Below are 18637 nucleotides of genomic sequence, written 5' to 3'. Positions count from 1 at the left end.
TTGTTCCATTTTAGAGATTTGTTTAAGATAAGATATAACTCATTGAGATGTGTCATAGTATTCGTCGTTAGAAAACAATTATTGTGACATTATTTCAATGAGTTATCTATTTTTGTCGTGTACAGAGCACAAATTTATTAATCTGTTTCCATTTTCGCGCCATGCTCGGAATGATCTGGCCATGCTGATCGGTAATGCTTAAATGCTGCAAAAATGGGCTGTCCTGTTCGACATAACGCTGTTTGCTGCGGTCATGACCTTGCGCGACACTTGCCGGTGCAGTCTCAGCTTTTTTCTTGTTCACCATCAGCATGGCTTTTTTCTTGTTCTTTTTCAGCTGCAGGTCTTCATCCAGGGTCAATAAATTGGCCTGTTTGCAGCAGCCTAGCAGTGCGCTGACCTGAGCCACTGCCTCAGTGAGCGGATAGTTTTTGGTGACATCCTGGGTTTTATATCGGTACACACAGTTCAGTACAGCTTCATTTTGCAAAGAAATGACCCGGAAGGTCATTTTTTCCAGCTGTTCAAGTTCACCTTTGTACTGACTCAGAATTAAACGCTCAAAACGCTGTGTTTCAATGGCTTGCTGAAACGCATCTAGAAATTGTTGTTCCGGATTGGGAGAAGTCGCCAATTGAGACATGAGTAAAACCTGAAATGAATTGCAGCTAAAGTGTAAAGCGTCTTACGCGAAATGCAAAATTGAATTACTATACATTCGTATATTTTAATTATAACGATCCCACGCTTATGAATGCACCCTTGGCACCCGACTACGATCCGGTTGAAGAACGAATGAACTTCATCAGCCATGCCATAGGCGCGGCTTTGGCGCTGGTGGCCGGTATTTTTTTAGTGATTAAAGGCAGTTATTTAACTATCGGCCCCTGGATCGGGCTGTGGGTCTATGCGCTGAGTATGTTCCTATTGTTTTCGGCGTCCAGTCTGTACCATTATGCCGACAGTCCGCAGCGCCGCGGCTGGTATAAAAAGCTCGATCACACCGCCATCTATTATTTAATTGCCGGCACCTATACCCCTTTTCTGTCTATCGCCATTCCCACCGCCAAAGCGCAATATCTGTTAATTGCACTGTGGATTATTGCCCTGATTGGCACCGTATTTAAGCTGGTGTTCATCAACCGGTTCCAGAAAATTTCGCTAATTGCCTATCTGGTAATGGGCTGGTTAGCACTTCTGGTGATTGATGATATGCAACGCTTTTTAAGTCCACCTGCGCTGACTTTTTTATTGATTGGTGGAATTTCTTATACGATTGGTGCATTGTTTTATGCGTTAAAACGGGTAAGATACACACACGCTATCTGGCATATTTTTGTATTGATCGGGGCAGGATCACATTTTCTGTCTATCTATCTGTACGTGATTTAATTGTTTTGATTCTCCATTTCAGTGACCCTGAGCGCATTGAATCGAAACGATTGCCGTTGTTTTTTTAAGAAATTACGCCTTTTTTAAAAAGATTACGCTTGTAAAACTAATTTTTTATTTTTAATAAGTGTAAGGTCATTCATGGCGTCATCAACTTCTGCTGCAATCAATGAAGAAGCAGCACCAACGAACTCAAAATTTCGTGTCCTCACCGCGAGTCTGGTAGGCACTACCATCGAATTCTTCGATTTTTATATTTATGCGACTGCTGCGGTCATTATTTTCCCGTACCTGTTCTTCCCGACCAGTAGCGATCCAATGACCGCCACCATTCAGTCTCTGGCCACCTTTGCCATTGCCTTTATTGCCCGCCCGATTGGCGCGGCACTGTTTGGTCACCTCGGTGACCGTATTGGGCGTAAAGCCACCCTGGTCGCTGCGCTGCTGACCATGGGGATTTCCACTGTAGCCATTGGCCTGTTACCCACCTATGCACAAATCGGCATTGCCGCACCGTTACTGCTGGCCCTGTGCCGTTTAGGTCAGGGGCTGGGCTTGGGCGGTGAATGGTCAGGTGCGGTTTTACTGGCCACCGAAAATGCACCGGAAGGCAAACGTGCTTGGTACGGCATGTTCCCGCAACTGGGGGCTCCAATTGGTTTTATTCTGGCCACCGGTTCCTTCCTGTTGTTAGGCGCGTTCATGAGCGAAGAAGCATTCATGAGCTGGGGCTGGCGTATTCCCTTTATTTCCAGTGCTTTACTGGTGATTGTTGGTCTGTGGATTCGTTTAAAACTGCATGAGACACCGGCTTTCCAGAATGTTTTAAACAAACAGAAAGAAGTGAATGTACCGTTTAAAGAAGTCATGACCAAACATTGGGGCATGCTGATTTTAGGCACCATTGCCGCGATCTGTACGTTCGTGGTGTTCTATCTGACCACGGTATTCGCGCTCAACTGGGGCACCACCCAACTCGGTTATAGCCGCGCCGACTTCCTGGAATTACAGCTGATTGCTACCCTGTGCTTTGCAGCGTTTATTCCACTCTCAGCGATTTTGGCAGAAAAATTCGGTCGTAAAGCCACGTCTATTGGGGTGTGTATTGTATCGGCGCTCTTTGGTCTGGTTTTTGCCAGCATGCTGGAATCTGGCAATACCTTGGTGGTGTTCCTGTTCCTGTGTATTGGTCTGGCGATTATGGGGCTGACCTATGGTCCAATTGGCACCGTTCTGTCAGAAATTTTCCCGACTTCGGTACGTTATACCGGGTCTGCGCTGACCTTTAACCTGGCCGGTATTTTCGGTGCCTCTTTTGCTCCGCTGATTGCCACCAAACTGGCGACCGAATATGGTCTGGCTGCCGTGGGTTATTACCTGACAGCTGCATCTATCTTGTCACTTCTGGCCTTCCTGGCAATTCGTGAAACCAAGCATGATGATGTCAACAGCCAGATTTAAAACATTCATCTGACTGAAAAAACCAGCGTAGATAACGCTGGTTTTTTATTTGTGATGCAAAATCATACACAAACACACTATTGCATCTGGCCAAGTTTAGAAACAATAAAAGCTTATCCCCCGCTAGCAGGTCATTGTATGGATCGTCTGATTGAAACCCTTCGGGAAGAACAACTGGTGAAAGTTATTTTGTTGCTGGATGATGGCAAACGCCATGAAGCGGTGCAGTACCTCCGAAGAGACAGTCATTTGACTGAAGCAGAAGCCCAGCAGCTGATTGATGAACTGATTCGCCAGCACGGTCTGGCCATGGAGGCCTCCAAGGGTGAATGTGCCCCCAAACCGATAGACGACATCAGCACACCCTATTTTGATACTGAAGATCCACCGCGCCCGCAGCTACATACCGAAGCACAAGCCCCGGTCGAAACAGCGGCAAATGGCATTGAAGATTTAAACCGGAACAATCACCGCCTGAATATCGGGGTATTGGTCTTGATTGGCGTCGTGATTCTGATTGCCTTGCTGTGGTGGGTCTTTTAAAACGCCCACCTTTTGGCATTAGCAGAGTTCAATAATATCAATGGTCGGTGGCACCCGAAAACGAAATGGCACACCCACCATCCCAGTACCAACAGTGACAAACACATCGGCATGTTCATGCCGGTACAGGCCTTTTTTATGGCCGACAATCGATACGCGTTTCATTACATAATCGGTCAGCCACGGCAATTCCACCTGACCGCCATGGGTATGCCCCGACAGCATTAAGGGATGAGTTGGCAATTTCGGCACCATATCGACCGTATCGGGGTTATGCGACAAAATCAGCCACGGCTTGTCTTGCGGTAAATCCGGCATATAGCGCATATCGGTACGGCCGGACCATAAATCGCCAATCCCAATCAGGCGGAACTCGTCAAACTCGACAATCTGCCCTTCAATATCAATCACATGATTAACCTCAAGCGCATGTTTGAGCAGTTCCTGAATCGGCGGACCAGGATACTGTTCATCATGATTGCCGGTCACAGAATAAATTGGCGCTTTAATCTCTTTTAGTATTGCCAGCTCATCGGCCAGTTTATTTTCCGGCTCATAGGTCCAGTCACCTGCCACCAGCACCATTTCCGGTTCTTCCTGGTTAATCTTGGCGACAATCTGCTTGAGCTGGCGTTCATGCCCGGAAAACAGACCAATGTGCAGGTCGGCAATCAGGGCAATTCGGACCGGGCGTTGTAGCGGCTGATCGGGCAGCATCTGATAGCGGGTGGTTTTGACCAGAATCAGATGTGGCTCAATAAAACGCGCATAGACCAGCACACCACTGACCAGCCCGATAAAAATGGCTTCATGCAAGGAGTAATAGCCAATCCAGCCGGCATAAATACTAAAGAAGAACAGCGGAATTAATAAATAGGATAGATAAAAGGCCAGCAGATGCACAAAGGCTTTAAAGGGATGAATCGTTTCTGTATTGGCCTGACTGCGCCACGCCTGTGACACGGCCCAAACTGCCAGTATGGCCAAGCCGATATAGAAATACAGTATAATTGATTGGCTATCCCACATAGTTATGCCCGACTCTCCCCCGGCGACTAAATTCGTCCGTTCTTATATTTATCTTTTCACAGCTGGCAATTATACTCAAACCAAATTTTGGACTTGTTTTAGACAATATGATACATCCTGACAAATTTAATTTGCAATCAAATACATACGCGAGAAGTTCTATGTCTTCTTCTACCGCGGCCATGCTGTTGAGTTGCAGTTTAGTGTTGGGAGTCAGTGGCTGTTCAACCCTGCCCAAACAGATTGAACATCCGGTTCAAATGGCTTTTGAAACGCCAACCGAGCATACCCATCTGGCCCAGATTGTATTGCCGCTGCGTGAAAAAAATCCGCAGCTGACCGGTTATCGGGTGCTGTACGATCCGCTGGAAGCCCTGTCAGCACGCTTGTATTTAATTGATAAGGCAGAAGAAACCCTAGACCTGCAATATTATATCTGGGACAACGACAAAATCGGGGCACTGGCACTACATTCAATTATTCGCGCAGCTGATCGCGGCGTGAAAGTGCGCTTGCTGGTCGATGATAACAATGCCAAGAAAATGGAAGGTATTTATCTGGCGCTGGACCAGCACAGCAATATCGACGTCAAGCTATACAATCCGTACCGCTTCCGTAAATACCGCGCCATGGACATGGTGCTAGATTTAAAACGTATCAACCGGCGCATGCACAATAAAAGCTTTATTGCCGATAACCAGATTGCCCTGATTGGCGGGCGCAATATGAGTAACCAGTATTATAACGTCAGCGACAGCTATCAGTTTTCCGATGTCGATGTGATGCTGGTTGGTTCTGCCTCCGATGAAATCATTCACTCCTTTGATGAATACTGGAATGATGATTATGCCTATTCGGTCAAGCAGCTGGTCAATCCACAGCAGCATCATTTGCGTTATGAAAGCCTGAAACAGCAGCTCGAAGACCATTCTGCAGAAGTGGCGGTACAAAATTATCTTGATTTAGCCACACGCTCCCAAGCCATTGAACAGTGGTTTAACCACAAAATCCAGTTTGACTGGGTCAAAGCAGAAGTGGTGAAAGACTCGCCAAGCAAGATTAAAGACCGCGCACCCAAAGAAGAATTACTGAATTTCCAGCTGCTCAGTCATCTGGAAAAACCGACTGAAAGTGTGGATATTATTTCGGCCTATTTTGTGCCGGAAGAATCCGGGGCTGACCGCTTAAAACAGCTGGCCAATGACGGCGTACAGGTGCGGGTACTGACCAATTCCTATAAGGCCAATGACGTTCCGCTGGTACACGCGTTTTATGCCAAATACCGTCAGGACTTACTGGAAAATGATGTCGAGCTGTATGAGTTTTTATATGCACCCGAGGCCGAGCATCTGAACAGCAATACCGAAGAACTGTCGAAAAAAGCCAAAGTCAGCTTAAAAGGCCTGAGCCGTTCCAGCCTGCATGCCAAACTGATGGCACTGGATGAAAAACAGGTCTTTATTGGCTCTTTTAATTTTGATCCGCGCTCAGCCTATTTAAACAGTGAAATTGGGGTATTGCTCAACAGTCCAACGCTGGCAAAATCGGTGCATCAGACCATGGATGCCAATTTATCCAAATATGCCTACCGTCTGGTGCTGGATGCACAAAACAACATTAACTGGCGTGTCGTGAATAGCAAAGGTGAAGAACGCGTATTTGTTAAAGAACCAAAAATGAAATGGTATGAAAAAGCAGCCATGAAAATCATTTCCTGGCTGCCAATTGAAGGCTTTATGTAAGCCTGCTACACAGGTTAAAGCTTAAGCACTGGCCTGCTGAATCAGGACTTTTTGATGCAGCTGCTCTAAGCCCTCAATCATCTTGTTTTGAACCAGCGAGGTCAGGCTTTCCACCGTATGCCCTTCTACCGAAATCGGGTTTAGAGCCATTAAATGTGCGGTGACCTTTGGCATTTCCAGCACATTTTTAACATGCTCAATAAAGGTCATTTCATTGATAAACGGCGCTACGGTATCCAGCTCGCCCTGCTGGTTGATATAACAGATCAGGCAGATTTGCACCGGACGCTGCGCTTCAATTGCCGCACCCAATAAACGGCCATGTACTTTTTTAATTTTAGTCCCGTCCGAAGTGGTGGCTTCCGGGAAAAACAGTACCGGCACATCCTGTTTTAAAAACTGGGTAATCTGGTCGCGGATTTTAATTGAATCTCCCGAACCGCGTTTAATAAATAAGGTCCCGCCACCTTTGGCCAACTTTCCAAACACCGGCCATTGCTCAATTTCAGCTTTTGCCAGAAAAAATACCCGCGCACCTGAACCGAGCACCGGCACATCCAGCCACGACACATGGTTGCTGACCCATAAGGCCGGCTGGGTGGGAATTTCTCCATGCACTTCAACTTCAATATTGAACACCTTGCACAACTGACGGCAAAAATGCTGCACATAACGGGTATTCTGCGGATTATTCGGCTGCTTATACAAGCTGTGACGATACACCAGATAAAAGCCTTCGCTCACCGCTGCCAGACCGGCAGTGATTTTTTTAGAATAGAGAAAAAATTTGGACAAACTATTCATTGAAGCGGATGAAGATAAAGAAACTTGAGACATAGCATAATCGTGAATTGCGAAAATCACAGCAAGAATTGTTCAGAGAACTGTATTCTATCTTGAAGCAATTGACCAGACATTGATCATAAGCATCGAAAAACTGTCCAGATCGCTCAATTGAAATGCGCTATGCCAATTCTTCTACAGTCTTGCTGTAATAGATAGATCCAGAACGAATCCACCGATGTCATGATGATCTTGGTGGATCAGAGGCAACGATCAAACTGCCCATTCCTCTATCTCACGAAATGATGATACAGCCTCCAAACTGGGGATTGTGAGGATTCACCTGCTTTTTGTCATGCTGCTGTAATCATCTTCATCTAGTTCACGCAGCTGGCGCTTTTTGCTCTAGAATAGAATTTTCATGAGGAGAAATGCCCAGGTGCCAGATTACCAGCAACATCAAGGTAGTGAACGCGTTGTGCTCGTGAGCGTCAGCGTACAGATTTTAGAAGACCTTGATGCAGAAGAATTTCATCTGCTTGCAAAATCTGCAGGTGCTGAAGTTTTGCAGCATGTGTTTGCCCAGCGGATTAAACCCGATGCCAAGTTATTTATCGGTTCTGGTAAAGCGGACGAAATTGCTGCGCTGGTTGCAGAACTCGAGGCTGAACTGGTGATTTTCGATCATGCGTTGACGCCGGCACAGGCACGTAATCTTGAAAAAATCATGAAATGCCGTGTGGTCGACCGGACCGAGCTGATTCTGGATATTTTCGCCCAGCGCGCCCGGACCTATGAAGGGAAATTGCAGGTCGAGCTGGCACAATTGCATCACCTCTCCTCACGCCTGATTCGTAGCCGCGGCAATCTGGACAGTCAAAAAGGCGGGATTGGTTTACGTGGTCCGGGTGAAACCTTGCTGGAAACCGACCGCCGCCTGTTAAGAATTCGTATGGGCCAGCTGAAAGCCAAACTGGATAAAGTCCGCCAGACCCGTATGCAGGGTCGTGTGGCCCGTCAAAAAGCCGCCGTTCCTACCGTATCACTGGTTGGCTATACCAATGCCGGCAAATCGACGCTGTTTAATATTCTGGCCAATAGCGATGTCTACGCCGCCGATCAGCTCTTTGCTACGCTCGACCCGACCTTACGCCGGCTGGAATGGGATGGGATTGGTACGCTGGTGCTGGCCGATACCGTGGGTTTTGTCCGTAATCTCTCGCACTCGCTGGTGGAATCATTTAAGGCCACGCTGGAAGAAACTCTGGAAGCGACCTTGTTGCTGCATGTGATTGATTCCAGCAGTCCGGACATGCTGGAACAGATTGAAGCAGTTGAGCGCGTCCTGAAAGAAATTGGCGCAGATGTGCCGGTGCTCAGGGTTTATAACAAAATCGACTGCACCGGCGAGCAAGCCAAAATTGTCTATGCCAAGCCACATCAGCCGGAGCGGGTTTATATTTCTGCGCATTCCGGTCAGGGACTGGAGCTGTTACGTCAGGCCGTGCATGAATGTCTGATGGGCCAGATTCAAAGTTTTGATGTGGTGTTAAAACCGGCCTATGGCAAATTACGCAACCAGTTTTATGAACTGAATGTAATCCAGTCCGAGCACTATGATGAGCAGGGACAACTGAATCTGCGCGTAAATATGGCCCCGGCCAAACTGGAACAGATGATCCGTCAGGCGCACTTGCCGCTGGACGAAATTCTGGGTGCCAAGGCTCAGCAATTTAAACGGCCTTTAGAAGAATTTGAAATTGATGATGAGATCAGTTAAAACTTGAACAGTAAAATATGACCGACTGATAAAAAATGAACAGGCTTAAACGTATCGACTGGCCAGCTTGGATTGGCACACTGCTCTTAATTATTGTATTTCGTGAAACAGCCGTCTGGATTGCGACCTATTTCAACCATCCTGAACTGGGCAACCTGATGGGTTTACTCAGCCTGCTGGTGGTGCTTTTCCTGTGGCGCCGACTGCATAAAATTCCAGCCCGGATTGTCGATACCAACAATAAAATCATGAAAGAAAGTGCGTTTGCCTTTTTACCGATTAGTGCCGGCTCACTGCTGATGCTGACCCATATGGGCAATAAAATTCCGGCTTTTCTGGTGGTGCTGTTTCTCAGCACCCTACTGCCGTTATGGCTGTATGCCAAAATGGCCAAACGCTGGCTCTAGGAGATTAAAACATGCTCGCAATTGTTTATGGCTTTTTAATCACCCTGGTGGCCTATCTGCTTGCCAAACCCTGTAACCAGAAACTGCCGCAAATTCCGGTCATTGTCTTTGGCATGATTTTTATTGTGCTACTGCTGTATGTATTTGGCATTCCCTATGAAGATTATATGGCACAGGTCAATCCGCTGTTTAACCATCTGCTGGGTTATGTGACCGTGGCACTGGCGATTCCGCTGGCGGCCATGCGCTATGATGATCTGCCGCTCAAAGCCATTCTGGGCATTTTGCTGTTTGCCAGCATCAGTGCCGTAGCCTTGCCAATGGGACTGGCCTATCTCTTACATATGGCCGGCGATGACATCATGGCATTTGCCACCCGTGCCGTGACCACACCAATTGCCATTAATATTGCCACCCTACTGGAAGCACCGGTCAGTCTGGCCATTCTGATTGTGATTTTATCTGGGGTGATTGGTGCCGCTTTCTCGCCCCTGCTGCTGCGTCATATTAATGATGAGCGCGCCTCAGGACTGGCCTTAGGCCTTGCCGCACATGCGATTGGCACAGCACAGGCCTGGCAGCGCGGTAGTGTGGCCGGTCGTTATGCTGCTTTTGGGATGGCGGTGAATGCTGTATTTACCGCAGTCTGGCTGCCAACATTTATACTCTTTATTCAAAAAATGTGACTCAAGAATCAATATTTACATCTTGTGTTGATGAAAAAATATTCTTAAGATGAAAATTGAATTTTTTGAAGTGTATTAAAGGGATAGAAACATGGGGAAATTTAAATATACAGTGGCACTTCTGGCAGCCACATTCAGTGCCGGCGTTTTCGCGGAAGATCTCTCCGGTACCTGGCGCAATATTGACGATAAAACGGGTTCATCTAAAGCAATTTTAGAAATTCGTCAGGAAAGCAATGGTAGCTACACCGCTAAAATTGTCAAAATTACACCACGTCCGGGTTATACCCCGAAAACCACCTGTGTGGACTGCCCTGCACCATATACCAACCAACCAATTTTAGGCATGGATGTACTAAAAGGACTGGCGTATAAGGGCAAACTCAACTATAGCGGCGGCAAGATTATTGATCCGCTGTCTGGCAATATTTACAGCACCAAAGCCAAACTGAGCAGCAACGGTAAACGTCTAACCCTCAGAGGTTATGTCGGCGTATCTGCGCTTGGCCGTAGCCAAACCTGGATTAAAGCAGACTAAGCTACATTCGAACATGCCACAGGAGGTGGCATGTTCTACTAATATATTGAAAAATAGAAATTTATAAAAATAAGGGTTGACTCTCTGCGCCGCAGGTCTTATACCTGAAAACAGGGATAAAAAATAAAAGTTGTACCCGGTAAAGGAATTGAAATGAAAAAGAATATTTTACTCACCGCATTCACTAGCCTGTTATTCTCAACTGCAGCATTCGCCAATGACCTAAGTGGCGTCTGGCAACAAATTGATGATAAAACCGGCTCTGCCAAAGCAATTATTGAAATACGCAAAGAAGCCAACAATACCTATACCGGTAAAATCATTAAAGTGACTCCACGTCCGGGCTATACGCCACGTGAAACCTGTAATAACTGCCCTGCGCCGTATACCAACCAGCCAATTCTGGGCATGGAAATCTTAAAAGGCCTGAAGCATGTTGAAGGCACCAACAATTATGAAAAAGGCCGGGTTATCGATCCGCTGGCAGGAAAAATCTATAACGCCAGAATCCGGATGAATTCAACTGGCAAGCGTCTGACCCTGCGCGGCTATATCGGCGTATCGGCACTTGGCCGTAGCCAGACCTGGATTCGTATGGAATAAGTCCGTTTTTAATCTGTTAACGAAGCCACATTTGTGGCTTTGTTTTTGCGCTAATCCCAGTTCTGGTAAGGCTTTTATTGACTCCTGGAGTAATTAACCTAATATAGCAGCCTCTAAAAACAAGGGGATGCAACAGGGTTAATTATGTTGAAGAAATTATTGCTGACGATGGCGACCGGAACGCTCTTGAGCAGCAATGTCTGGGCCGATGATCTGTCTGGTACCTGGCAGCAGATTGATGATAAAACCGGTGCGGCCAAAGCCATTATCCAGATTCGCCAGGAAGCCGATAAAAGTTATAGCGGCACTATTGTGAAAGTCACACCTCGTCCCGGCTATCAGGCACGCGAACTCTGCCAGAACTGCCCTGCACCGTTTACCAACCAGCCCATTTTAGGGATGAAAATCCTGCAAGGCCTTAAGCATGTTGCAGGCACCGGCACCTATAACCACGGACGTGTTATCGATCCGCTGGCTGGCAAAATCTATAATGCCAAAATCCGTTTAAACAGCAGTAAAAGACGCCTGACTTTAAGAGCCAATCTTGGGGTGTCTGTGCTGGGACGCAATCAGACCTGGATTCGTATCGACTAAGCTGCACATCGACAAAGACCAATCAGTACAGACAAAAAAAGCCACATCATAATGTGGCTTTTTTATGGCGATTGTAGTTAGAAATCAGCCAGCGGGTTATCAACCTGAAAAATCGTGTCATCTTCCAGACGGTAAGCCACCAGTTGATGCCCCCAGACACAGCCTCCATCAACATTCTGAATCTGGGCGGAAATGGTTTTGCCTTGCAGCGCGGCCCAGTGCCCAAAAATAATCTTATGCGTTTCAGCCGCAGCCGAAGCATATTCAAACCACGGTTTAAACCCGGCCGGCATCGGATCATCCAGACTGTCTTTAAAACTGAACTCCAGGCGTCCTTCTGCATCGGTCAGGCGCATGCGGGTTAGATAGTTGACGATACAGCGTAAGCGTTCATTGCCTTGCAAATCATCTGACCAGAGGGCTGGCTCTTTGCCAAACATCTCGGCCAGAAAATGATCCATCACCGCAAAATCGTCATGCTGAATCACCGCTTCAACTTCTTTGGCCAGCGCCTGAGTTTTTTCCGCACTCCACAAATGCGGAATACCGGCATGGGTAATGATGGTCGATTCATTCGGACAGACACATAACGGCTGCTTGCGTAACCAGTCAATCAATTCATCGCTGTCGATGGCATCAATCACATCGCGGGTCTGGTCTTTGTCTTTAATCTCTTTCAGGCCACGCGCACCAGCCAGCAAAGTCAGGTCATGATTGCCCAGCACTGTGGTGGCAACACCACGATCGGCCAGCTTTTTGACAAAACGCAACACGCCAAGCGAGTTTTCACCACGTGCCACCAGATCACCGGCAAACCAGATAAAGTCCTGATCCGGATCAAAGCGGATTTCCTTGAGCAAGGCTTTCAGGGCTTCAAAACAGCCCTGTACATCGCCAATCACATAGTTATAACGTGCCATCGTTTTTTTACACCACCATTTGATCTGCCAAAGCCACAAATTCGGCCAGGGTCAGGGTTTCCGGACGCGCCATTGGATCAACACCGGCTTTTTCAAAACCATCTTCTGCCAGCATGCCTTTTAAGCTATTGCGCAAGGTTTTACGACGCTGGGTAAACACATGCGAAACCAGACGCGATAAAGCCTTTTCATTTTTTGCCACAATCGGTTTCACCTCATACGGCTCTAAACGAAACACCGCAGAAGTCACTTTTGGTGGCGGGTTAAAAGAGCCCGGTGGCACTTCAAACAGGAAAGTTGGTTTGCAGTAATACTGAATCATCACCGACAAACGGCCGTATTCTTTGGTATTTGGCGCAGCAGTAATCCGGTCGACCACTTCTTTTTGCAGCATGAAGTGCATGTCTTTGACTTTGTCACCAAACTCCAAGAGATGGAACAACAGTGGGGTCGAAATGTTATACGGCAGGTTACCCACCACACGGAGTGGACGGTCATCTTCAAACAGATTGCTAAAATCATATTTCAGCGCATCGGTTTCAATAATGGTTAAACGTTCCGGATGTGGCACACGCCCCGGCAAACCGGCAGCCAGATCACGGTCCAGTTCCACCACGGTCAAGGCATCACATTCACCAATTAATGGTGAAGTTAAGGCCGCCAGACCCGGGCCAATTTCAACAATATTATCGCCCGGACGCGGATTGACCGAGCGTACAATTTTCGCAATCACACGTTGGTCATGTAAAAAGTTTTGACCAAAACGCTTGCGCGTGTGGTGCCCTTCATCTTTCGGGTTTAAGGCATTAATCTGATACATAAAGATTTCCAACGTGTAATAAAGACAAGATCAGTGACGCGCTAAATCCAGCGCCAAATCAACAGCCACATTCAGGCTTGAGCTTTTCGCAAGACCGCTGCCTGCGAGGGAGAGTGCTGTGCCATGATCAACTGAAGTGCGAATAAACGGCAAGCCCAAAGTAATATTGATGGCTTCACCAAAGCCTTGCGATTTTAGCACAGGTAAGCCCTGATCGTGATACATCGCCAGAACCGCATCGGCATCTTTTAGGTTTTCCGGAGTAAATAAGGTATCAGCCGGCAGGCTTAAACTCATCTGGATGCCCTGCGCGCGATAGCTTTCCAGCACCGGATTAATCACCTCAATTTCTTCCATGCCCAAATAACCGCCCTCACCGGCATGCGGATTTAAACCACAGACCAGAATATTCGGCTGCTCAATTTTAAATTTGGATTTTAAATCGTGGATGAGAATATCAATCACCTGATGCAGACGTTCAGCGGTAATCGCATCAGCCACTGCACGCAGCGGTAAATGCGTAGTGGCCAGGGCCACTCTTAGGGTTTTGGTGGCCAGCATCATCACCACGCGCGGCACGCCCGCAAACTCCTGGTAATATTCGGTATGGCCACTAAAGGCTATACCAGCGTCATTGATGACTGACTTCTGTACCGGCGCAGTCGCTACCCCGACACTTTTGCCTGACATGGCATAATCGGCCGAACGACGTAGCTGTTCCAACACATAAGCGGCATTTTGCGGATTCAGCTCGCCCATCACCACAGCTTGCTGTAAAGGCACATGCTCGACATAGAGCTGCCCTTTTTCTGAAGAAGCAGTTTGCCCGCTGTATTCAATCAGTTCTACCGGCATCTTCAACACTTGCGCACGCTGGGCCAGCATGGCCAGATCGGCCAGAACCACAACGGGACGCTCATCTACACGGTCGGCAAGATGCAGACAAATATCCGGGCCAATGCCGGCAGGTTCACCACTGGTCACATATAAAGGCAGCATGATTGATCCTAAACAATAAGGCATCTCCCATTATAAGCAGACTTTGACCGCAGCGGCCGTGAATTCTGCTGAAGATTCGGGCAGATTGGCCGGTTTTGGGGCAATCTAAACTGCTTTTGAAGGCGGATATTTAGCTGAAAGTTGATCAGTACTAGGCACGGCAGATGGATGTTCTTGGCAAGTCTTTTCTTTTCTCAGGATTTTGATTAAAATACAGCGCTTGAAATTTTATATTTTCATTGTGGTTCTCAACAATTTCGTTTAGAATCTCGTCTCCTTTTTGTTTGGACTGATTCACCGTCCAAACCAACTATAATAGGTAGTGGTTTAATGAAAACTCTCAGCGCTAAGCCAGCTGAAGTTCAACACGACTGGTACGTTGTTGATGCTTCTGGCAAAACTTTAGGTCGTCTTGCGACTGAAATCGCTCGTCGTTTACGCGGTAAGCATAAGACTTCTTATACTCCTCACGTTGACACTGGTGACTACATCGTTGTTATCAACGCTGAACAAGTTCAAGTAACTGGTAACAAGTCACTTGACAAAAAATACTATCGCCACACTGAATTCCCAGGCGGTTTAAAAGAAACTAACTTTGAAAAGTTAGTTGCTCACAAACCTGAAGAAATCTTCCAACGCGCTGTGAAAGGCATGTTGCCAAAAGGTCCTCTTGGTTATGCAATGATCAAGAAAATGAAAGTGTACGCTGGTAGCGAGCATCCTCATACTGCTCAACAGCCACAAGTTTTGGATATCTAAGGGATACAGCACATGGCTACTAACTATGGTACAGGTCGCCGTAAGACCGCAACTGCACGTGTTTTCTTATCTGCTGGTACTGGTAAACTCGTGATCAACAACCGTTCATTAGAGCAATATTTCGGTCGTGAAACTGCTCGTATGGTTGTTCGTCAACCTTTAGAGCTTCTTGAAGCAACTGAAAAATATGACCTTTACATCACTGTTGCTGGTGGTGGTATCGGTGGTCAAGCAGGCGCGATCCGTCACGGTATTACTCGTGCATTAATCGCTTCTGACGAGACTTTAAAACCTGCTCTTCGTCAAGCTGGTTTCGTTACTCGTGACGCTCGTGAAGTTGAACGTAAGAAACTTGGTTTACGTAAAGCACGTAAACGTCCTCAATTCTCTAAACGTTAATTCGTTTACCGAGTTGGACAAAAAGCCTTGGTTTATCCAAGGCTTTTTTATTGGCTGTTATTTTAAAGATAAAGGAATTTATTGTTCAGGTACATCTTTACCCCAACTGCCCTCATGCAGCCAGAAGGCCTTGCTGAAATAATAGTTCACTACCCCAATTCCTAAGCAGAACATCAGAAACACAAGTTTTATCATCATACTGCGCCGCTCCTGTTATTTTTTTATAATCTAACCCATTTTCACCCGATTCATCCTTTTTCGCTTCGTGCTTTTTAGGTTGAATTTTAGTATCCTAACTGATTCATTTTGCTGCTTACTGATTTATGTCCTTGGAAAATACACCGCTACAGGGAATTACACTATACAGTCATGCAGACGATTTCCGCTCGCACTGGATTCGCCTGGTACTGGCTGAGAAGAATATTAAATATCATCTGGTCCTGGTCGACCATGAAGATGAAGATTTAGCCAGCCTGAATCCTTATAATCGCTTACCCATGCTGGTAGAGCAAGATTTAAAACTGTTCCATGCCCCAATTATTTCCGAATATGTTGATGACCGCTACCGGCAAAACAAGCTCTATGCCGATGCACCAGCACCCCGCGCAGAGCAGCGCCAATACATCTGGCGTTTTGAGCAGGACTGGCTAAAGCTGGCCGATATCCTGCTTTGCCATGAAGATACCCTGAATAGCGCAGCACAGGCCAAGGCACAAAAGCAGCTTCGTGATACACTGGTCTCACTCACACCATTATTTCAGCATTTCCCTTATTTTATGGCGGAAAACTTTGGCATCCTGGATTGTATGCTGGCCCCAATTTTCCTGCGCTTGAAAGCCATGGGCATTGAACTGCCAAAACAGCATTGCCGCCCGATTCATTTATATTGCCAGCGAATTTTTAGTCGCCCTGCATTTGTAAAATCCTTAACCGTGCAGGAAAAAAACCGCTATAGCGAATTTTTAATAAATAAGTAGAGAGTAGATATGTCTGAACAGGAACTCAACTTAAGCCCAACCCGTCCCTATCTGGTGCGTGCCATTTATGAATGGATTTGCGACAACCAGCTTACACCGCATATTCTGGTCGATGCCACCCAACCCAACACCATGGTGCCAGAGCAGTTCATTCAGGATGGCCAGATTGTGTTAAATATCGTGCCACATGCAGTCCATGGCTTGCACATCTCCAATGATGCCATCAGCTTTTCGGCGCGCTTTGGTGGCGTAGCACGCGATATTTATGTACCCATTGCTGCAGTTTTGGGGATTTATGCTCGCGAAAATGGCCAGGGTTTATTCTTTGATCCAAGTGAATATGAACATATCCAAAATGATCCAAATGCTTTAAAATCAAGCACAGAGGAACAAACTGAAACACCAAAGAAAAAACCAAGCCTAAGATTATTAGATTAAAAAAGAAATAGGAGTAAATGCATGGCTTTTGATTTAGTACAATACTTTAGCGATCAGGTTAAAATTCAAAAGCCTCAGCTTTTGCAGCAGTACGATGCTGATAGCCGCAATGCATATATCCAGGAACTCAATGCGCTAACTCTAGGCAAACTGATTCGTCTGTGGCGCGAAGATGACAATAAGCTCTATCAGGAAATCAAGACCCTCGATCCGCTGTATATTCAGGAAGTGTCCCGTCATCTGACCACTTCGGTACACAACCAGTCTGAACTGCCTAAACCTGAACTCGAACACGGTATTAGTGAAATTTTAAGCCTGCAACTGACCGAATTAAAACAGCTGGATGAAACCGGTAACTTTGGCAGCAACGGCTTAAAAGAGCTGCTACAGGGTCAAATTGAACATCTGTCAGGTCAGGCAGATGATTGGGTTTGGTCAACAAACGAACTAACAGAGTTAAAGGGCTCTAAACCCCTTCCCCAAGAAGAGCTATCATTAGATGATACGATGAAGGAGTTTAATCAAATGTTACATCAACAAGCCGATCATGCGCCGGTAGAAAGCACAGTCGCAGCAGAACCGACTGTTCCAGGCTGGGCCAAAGTTTTGGAACCTGTCGTAGCAATTGCGATTCTATGGATTCTATATTGCGCAGCAAGCCAAATGTTTGCTTAAGCAGTCTGATTCCAAACCGCCTGACATAGGCGGTTTTTTATGGCTGAAATTTTCCAATAAATAGTTCAGTCTCCTTGTACGTTTTGGCTTACACTGAATGAAGATAATTGAGGCTAGGCGTACACACAGAATTTTCGTATTCTAAATTCATCAGGAAACAGGATGTTTCCCAAACGAAAAACAACAATAATAAGTTTGTACACCAGGATCGTGAGGTACGACAGGAGTTATACCTAAAGCACGAAATACGAAGAAACCCCGTCAGGATGATGGGGTTTCTTTTTATCTGTTCTTTATTTTCTACAGCAACTCTACCATTACACTCACCACGAAAATAAATACCGTTCAACTTGCTAGATGGTGAAGGTATGATCTTGAGATTCTTACTTAACCCCTATCACCCCTTGAAGAAGACTTAAAGGACGTATTAAAGCATGCTGCTACGGCAGTTCAATGAGCCTTAGAGATGGTTTAGGGAGCATAATAAAAACTCATATTTCCTGTAGATAAGCCTGCAATAAACGCATATTCAACATAAAACTCTGTCATGTTGAATACATATAACACGGTACACACCAAGCCAAAGACCACTAATCCAGACATTACGGGTGCTGCCTTATACTCTGCATGCTTATATATTGGGGTTTGTACAATAGAATAATATAATTTTTTTCGATTAATATAAAAGCGATTAAAAAGCGGTAAACGGATAATTAATATATGCATCAGCACAATTCCGAGAATCCAATGTATTACCACCATCCAGTAGTTCAATAATATATGCTCAGGATACATACCAATAGCCACGAAAATGACTGAAATGCAAATATTTAACAGCAAATAGCGGGGATAAAATTTTCTATACATGGGTTATTTTTTGATAATTTTATTTATATTGAAGCACTATAGCTTTATTAAAAGCATAAAAAAATCCCCCTGCTATTTAAGCTAGGGGGATTTTGAATTAATGAGCTGGCGATGACTTACTCTCACATGGGTAACCCCACACTACCATCAGCGCTAAGAGGTTTCACTTCTGAGTTCGGGAAGGGATCAGGTGGTTCACTCTTGCTATTGTCGCCAGCACAACTT

General features: G+C 46.1%; 21 protein-coding genes, 1 rRNA gene and 1 pseudogene. 15 read left to right on the top strand and 8 right to left on the bottom strand.

What is annotated here, in order from left to right; all coding sequences use genetic code 11:
- Positions 1–127: 127 nt before the first annotated feature.
- Positions 128–643 (bottom strand): annotated as a pseudogene (locus FTU86_RS12760) (methyltransferase); the annotation flags it as partial.
- Between the two features lie 107 nt (positions 644–750).
- Between FTU86_RS12760 and FTU86_RS12755 the strand changes: the two are divergent.
- From FTU86_RS12755 to FTU86_RS12745, 3 genes are all read left to right on the top strand, one after another.
- Positions 751–1392 (top strand): hemolysin III family protein, encoded by a 642-nt coding sequence (locus FTU86_RS12755; RefSeq protein WP_160241586.1) that lies wholly within the window; start codon positions 751–753, stop codon positions 1390–1392.
- A gap of 141 nt (positions 1393–1533) precedes the next feature.
- Positions 1534–2853 (top strand): MFS transporter, encoded by a 1320-nt coding sequence (locus FTU86_RS12750; RefSeq protein ID WP_160241587.1) that lies wholly within the window; start codon positions 1534–1536, stop codon positions 2851–2853.
- Between the two features lie 138 nt (positions 2854–2991).
- The gene (locus FTU86_RS12745) at positions 2992–3396 is read left to right on the top strand and encodes a hypothetical protein (RefSeq protein WP_160241588.1); all 405 of its coding nucleotides are present in this window, start codon (positions 2992–2994) and stop codon (positions 3394–3396) included.
- A gap of 18 nt (positions 3397–3414) precedes the next feature.
- Here the strand turns inward: FTU86_RS12745 and FTU86_RS12740 are convergent, their stop codons facing one another.
- On the bottom strand, positions 3415–4425 hold the full coding sequence (locus FTU86_RS12740) for a metallophosphoesterase (protein WP_104470660.1): 1011 nt from the start codon (positions 4423–4425) through the stop codon (positions 3415–3417).
- Between the two features lie 161 nt (positions 4426–4586).
- On the opposite strand from FTU86_RS12740, the gene FTU86_RS12735 reads away from it, so the two are divergent.
- Entirely contained in the window at positions 4587–6167 is a 1581-nt protein-coding gene (locus tag FTU86_RS12735; RefSeq protein ID WP_168382188.1) for a phospholipase D family protein, read from the top strand.
- 21 nt (positions 6168–6188) lie between these two features.
- Here FTU86_RS12735 and FTU86_RS12730 read toward each other — a convergent pair whose 3' ends face one another.
- On the bottom strand, positions 6189–7004 hold the full coding sequence (locus FTU86_RS12730) for a 1-acyl-sn-glycerol-3-phosphate acyltransferase (protein ID WP_034597361.1): 816 nt from the start codon (positions 7002–7004) through the stop codon (positions 6189–6191).
- Between the two features lie 367 nt (positions 7005–7371).
- On the opposite strand from FTU86_RS12730, the gene hflX reads away from it, so the two are divergent.
- The 6 genes from hflX (at position 7372) to FTU86_RS12700 (ending at position 11558) form a co-directional block, all read left to right on the top strand.
- Entirely contained in the window at positions 7372–8730 is a 1359-nt protein-coding gene (gene hflX / locus FTU86_RS12725; protein WP_180036861.1) for a ribosome rescue GTPase HflX, read from the top strand.
- A gap of 35 nt (positions 8731–8765) precedes the next feature.
- On the top strand, positions 8766–9137 hold the full coding sequence (locus tag FTU86_RS12720) for a hypothetical protein (protein WP_045794996.1): 372 nt from the start codon (positions 8766–8768) through the stop codon (positions 9135–9137).
- An 11-nt stretch (positions 9138–9148) separates the two neighbouring features.
- Complete coding sequence (locus FTU86_RS12715; RefSeq protein WP_016659801.1) at positions 9149–9823, top strand: LrgB family protein; 675 nt, start codon at positions 9149–9151, stop codon at positions 9821–9823.
- Between the two features lie 91 nt (positions 9824–9914).
- Positions 9915–10361 carry a DUF2147 domain-containing protein gene (locus FTU86_RS12710; RefSeq protein WP_168405294.1) on the top strand — a complete coding sequence of 149 codons (447 nt, stop codon included), beginning with the start codon at positions 9915–9917 and terminating at the stop codon, positions 10359–10361.
- A gap of 153 nt (positions 10362–10514) precedes the next feature.
- The gene (locus tag FTU86_RS12705) at positions 10515–10964 is read left to right on the top strand and encodes a DUF2147 domain-containing protein (RefSeq protein ID WP_016659799.1); all 450 of its coding nucleotides are present in this window, start codon (positions 10515–10517) and stop codon (positions 10962–10964) included.
- Positions 10965–11108: 144 nt separating this feature from the next.
- Positions 11109–11558, top strand: a complete 450-nt coding sequence (locus tag FTU86_RS12700) for a DUF2147 domain-containing protein (protein ID WP_016659798.1) — start codon at positions 11109–11111, stop codon at positions 11556–11558.
- Positions 11559–11635: 77 nt separating this feature from the next.
- Here the strand turns inward: FTU86_RS12700 and FTU86_RS12695 are convergent, their stop codons facing one another.
- Genes FTU86_RS12695 through pdxA form a run of 3 tightly spaced genes read right to left on the bottom strand, consistent with a single transcriptional unit; the run spans position 11636 to position 14297 of the window.
- Positions 11636–12478, bottom strand: a complete 843-nt coding sequence (locus FTU86_RS12695) for a symmetrical bis(5'-nucleosyl)-tetraphosphatase (RefSeq protein ID WP_160243508.1) — start codon at positions 12476–12478, stop codon at positions 11636–11638.
- A gap of 7 nt (positions 12479–12485) precedes the next feature.
- Positions 12486–13298: a 16S rRNA (adenine(1518)-N(6)/adenine(1519)-N(6))-dimethyltransferase RsmA gene (gene rsmA, locus FTU86_RS12690; protein WP_005175739.1), complete on the bottom strand. Its 813-nt coding sequence runs from the start codon at positions 13296–13298 to the stop codon at positions 12486–12488.
- A 30-nt stretch (positions 13299–13328) separates the two neighbouring features.
- On the bottom strand, positions 13329–14297 hold the full coding sequence (gene pdxA, locus FTU86_RS12685) for a 4-hydroxythreonine-4-phosphate dehydrogenase PdxA (protein WP_104472011.1): 969 nt from the start codon (positions 14295–14297) through the stop codon (positions 13329–13331).
- 330 nt (positions 14298–14627) lie between these two features.
- On the opposite strand from pdxA, the gene rplM reads away from it, so the two are divergent.
- The 5 genes from rplM (at position 14628) to FTU86_RS12660 (ending at position 17545) form a co-directional block, all read left to right on the top strand.
- The gene (rplM, locus tag FTU86_RS12680) at positions 14628–15056 is read left to right on the top strand and encodes a 50S ribosomal protein L13 (protein WP_004857442.1); all 429 of its coding nucleotides are present in this window, start codon (positions 14628–14630) and stop codon (positions 15054–15056) included.
- 12 nt (positions 15057–15068) lie between these two features.
- Positions 15069–15455, top strand: coding sequence for a 30S ribosomal protein S9 (gene rpsI, locus FTU86_RS12675; RefSeq protein ID WP_004785251.1), 387 nt, complete (start codon positions 15069–15071; stop codon positions 15453–15455).
- Positions 15456–15778: 323 nt separating this feature from the next.
- Entirely contained in the window at positions 15779–16432 is a 654-nt protein-coding gene (locus FTU86_RS12670; protein ID WP_104470663.1) for a glutathione S-transferase N-terminal domain-containing protein, read from the top strand.
- Between the two features lie 9 nt (positions 16433–16441).
- Positions 16442–16870, top strand: a complete 429-nt coding sequence (locus FTU86_RS12665) for a ClpXP protease specificity-enhancing factor (RefSeq protein ID WP_005175725.1) — start codon at positions 16442–16444, stop codon at positions 16868–16870.
- A gap of 21 nt (positions 16871–16891) precedes the next feature.
- Positions 16892–17545: a hypothetical protein gene (locus FTU86_RS12660; protein ID WP_005175723.1), complete on the top strand. Its 654-nt coding sequence runs from the start codon at positions 16892–16894 to the stop codon at positions 17543–17545.
- Positions 17546–18016: 471 nt separating this feature from the next.
- Here FTU86_RS12660 and FTU86_RS12655 read toward each other — a convergent pair whose 3' ends face one another.
- The gene (locus FTU86_RS12655; RefSeq protein ID WP_373684805.1) at positions 18017–18352 is read right to left on the bottom strand and encodes a hypothetical protein; all 336 of its coding nucleotides are present in this window, start codon (positions 18350–18352) and stop codon (positions 18017–18019) included.
- A gap of 163 nt (positions 18353–18515) precedes the next feature.
- Positions 18516–18630: ribosomal RNA gene (rrf, locus tag FTU86_RS12650) — 5S ribosomal RNA — on the bottom strand.
- Between the last annotated feature and the right edge of the window lie 7 nt (positions 18631–18637).

The sequence above is a fragment of the Acinetobacter sp. YH12155 genome, from assembly GCF_013418255.1.
Taxonomy (GTDB): domain Bacteria; phylum Pseudomonadota; class Gammaproteobacteria; order Pseudomonadales; family Moraxellaceae; genus Acinetobacter; species Acinetobacter indicus.
This window is presented reverse-complemented; position numbering and strand designations above follow the sequence as displayed.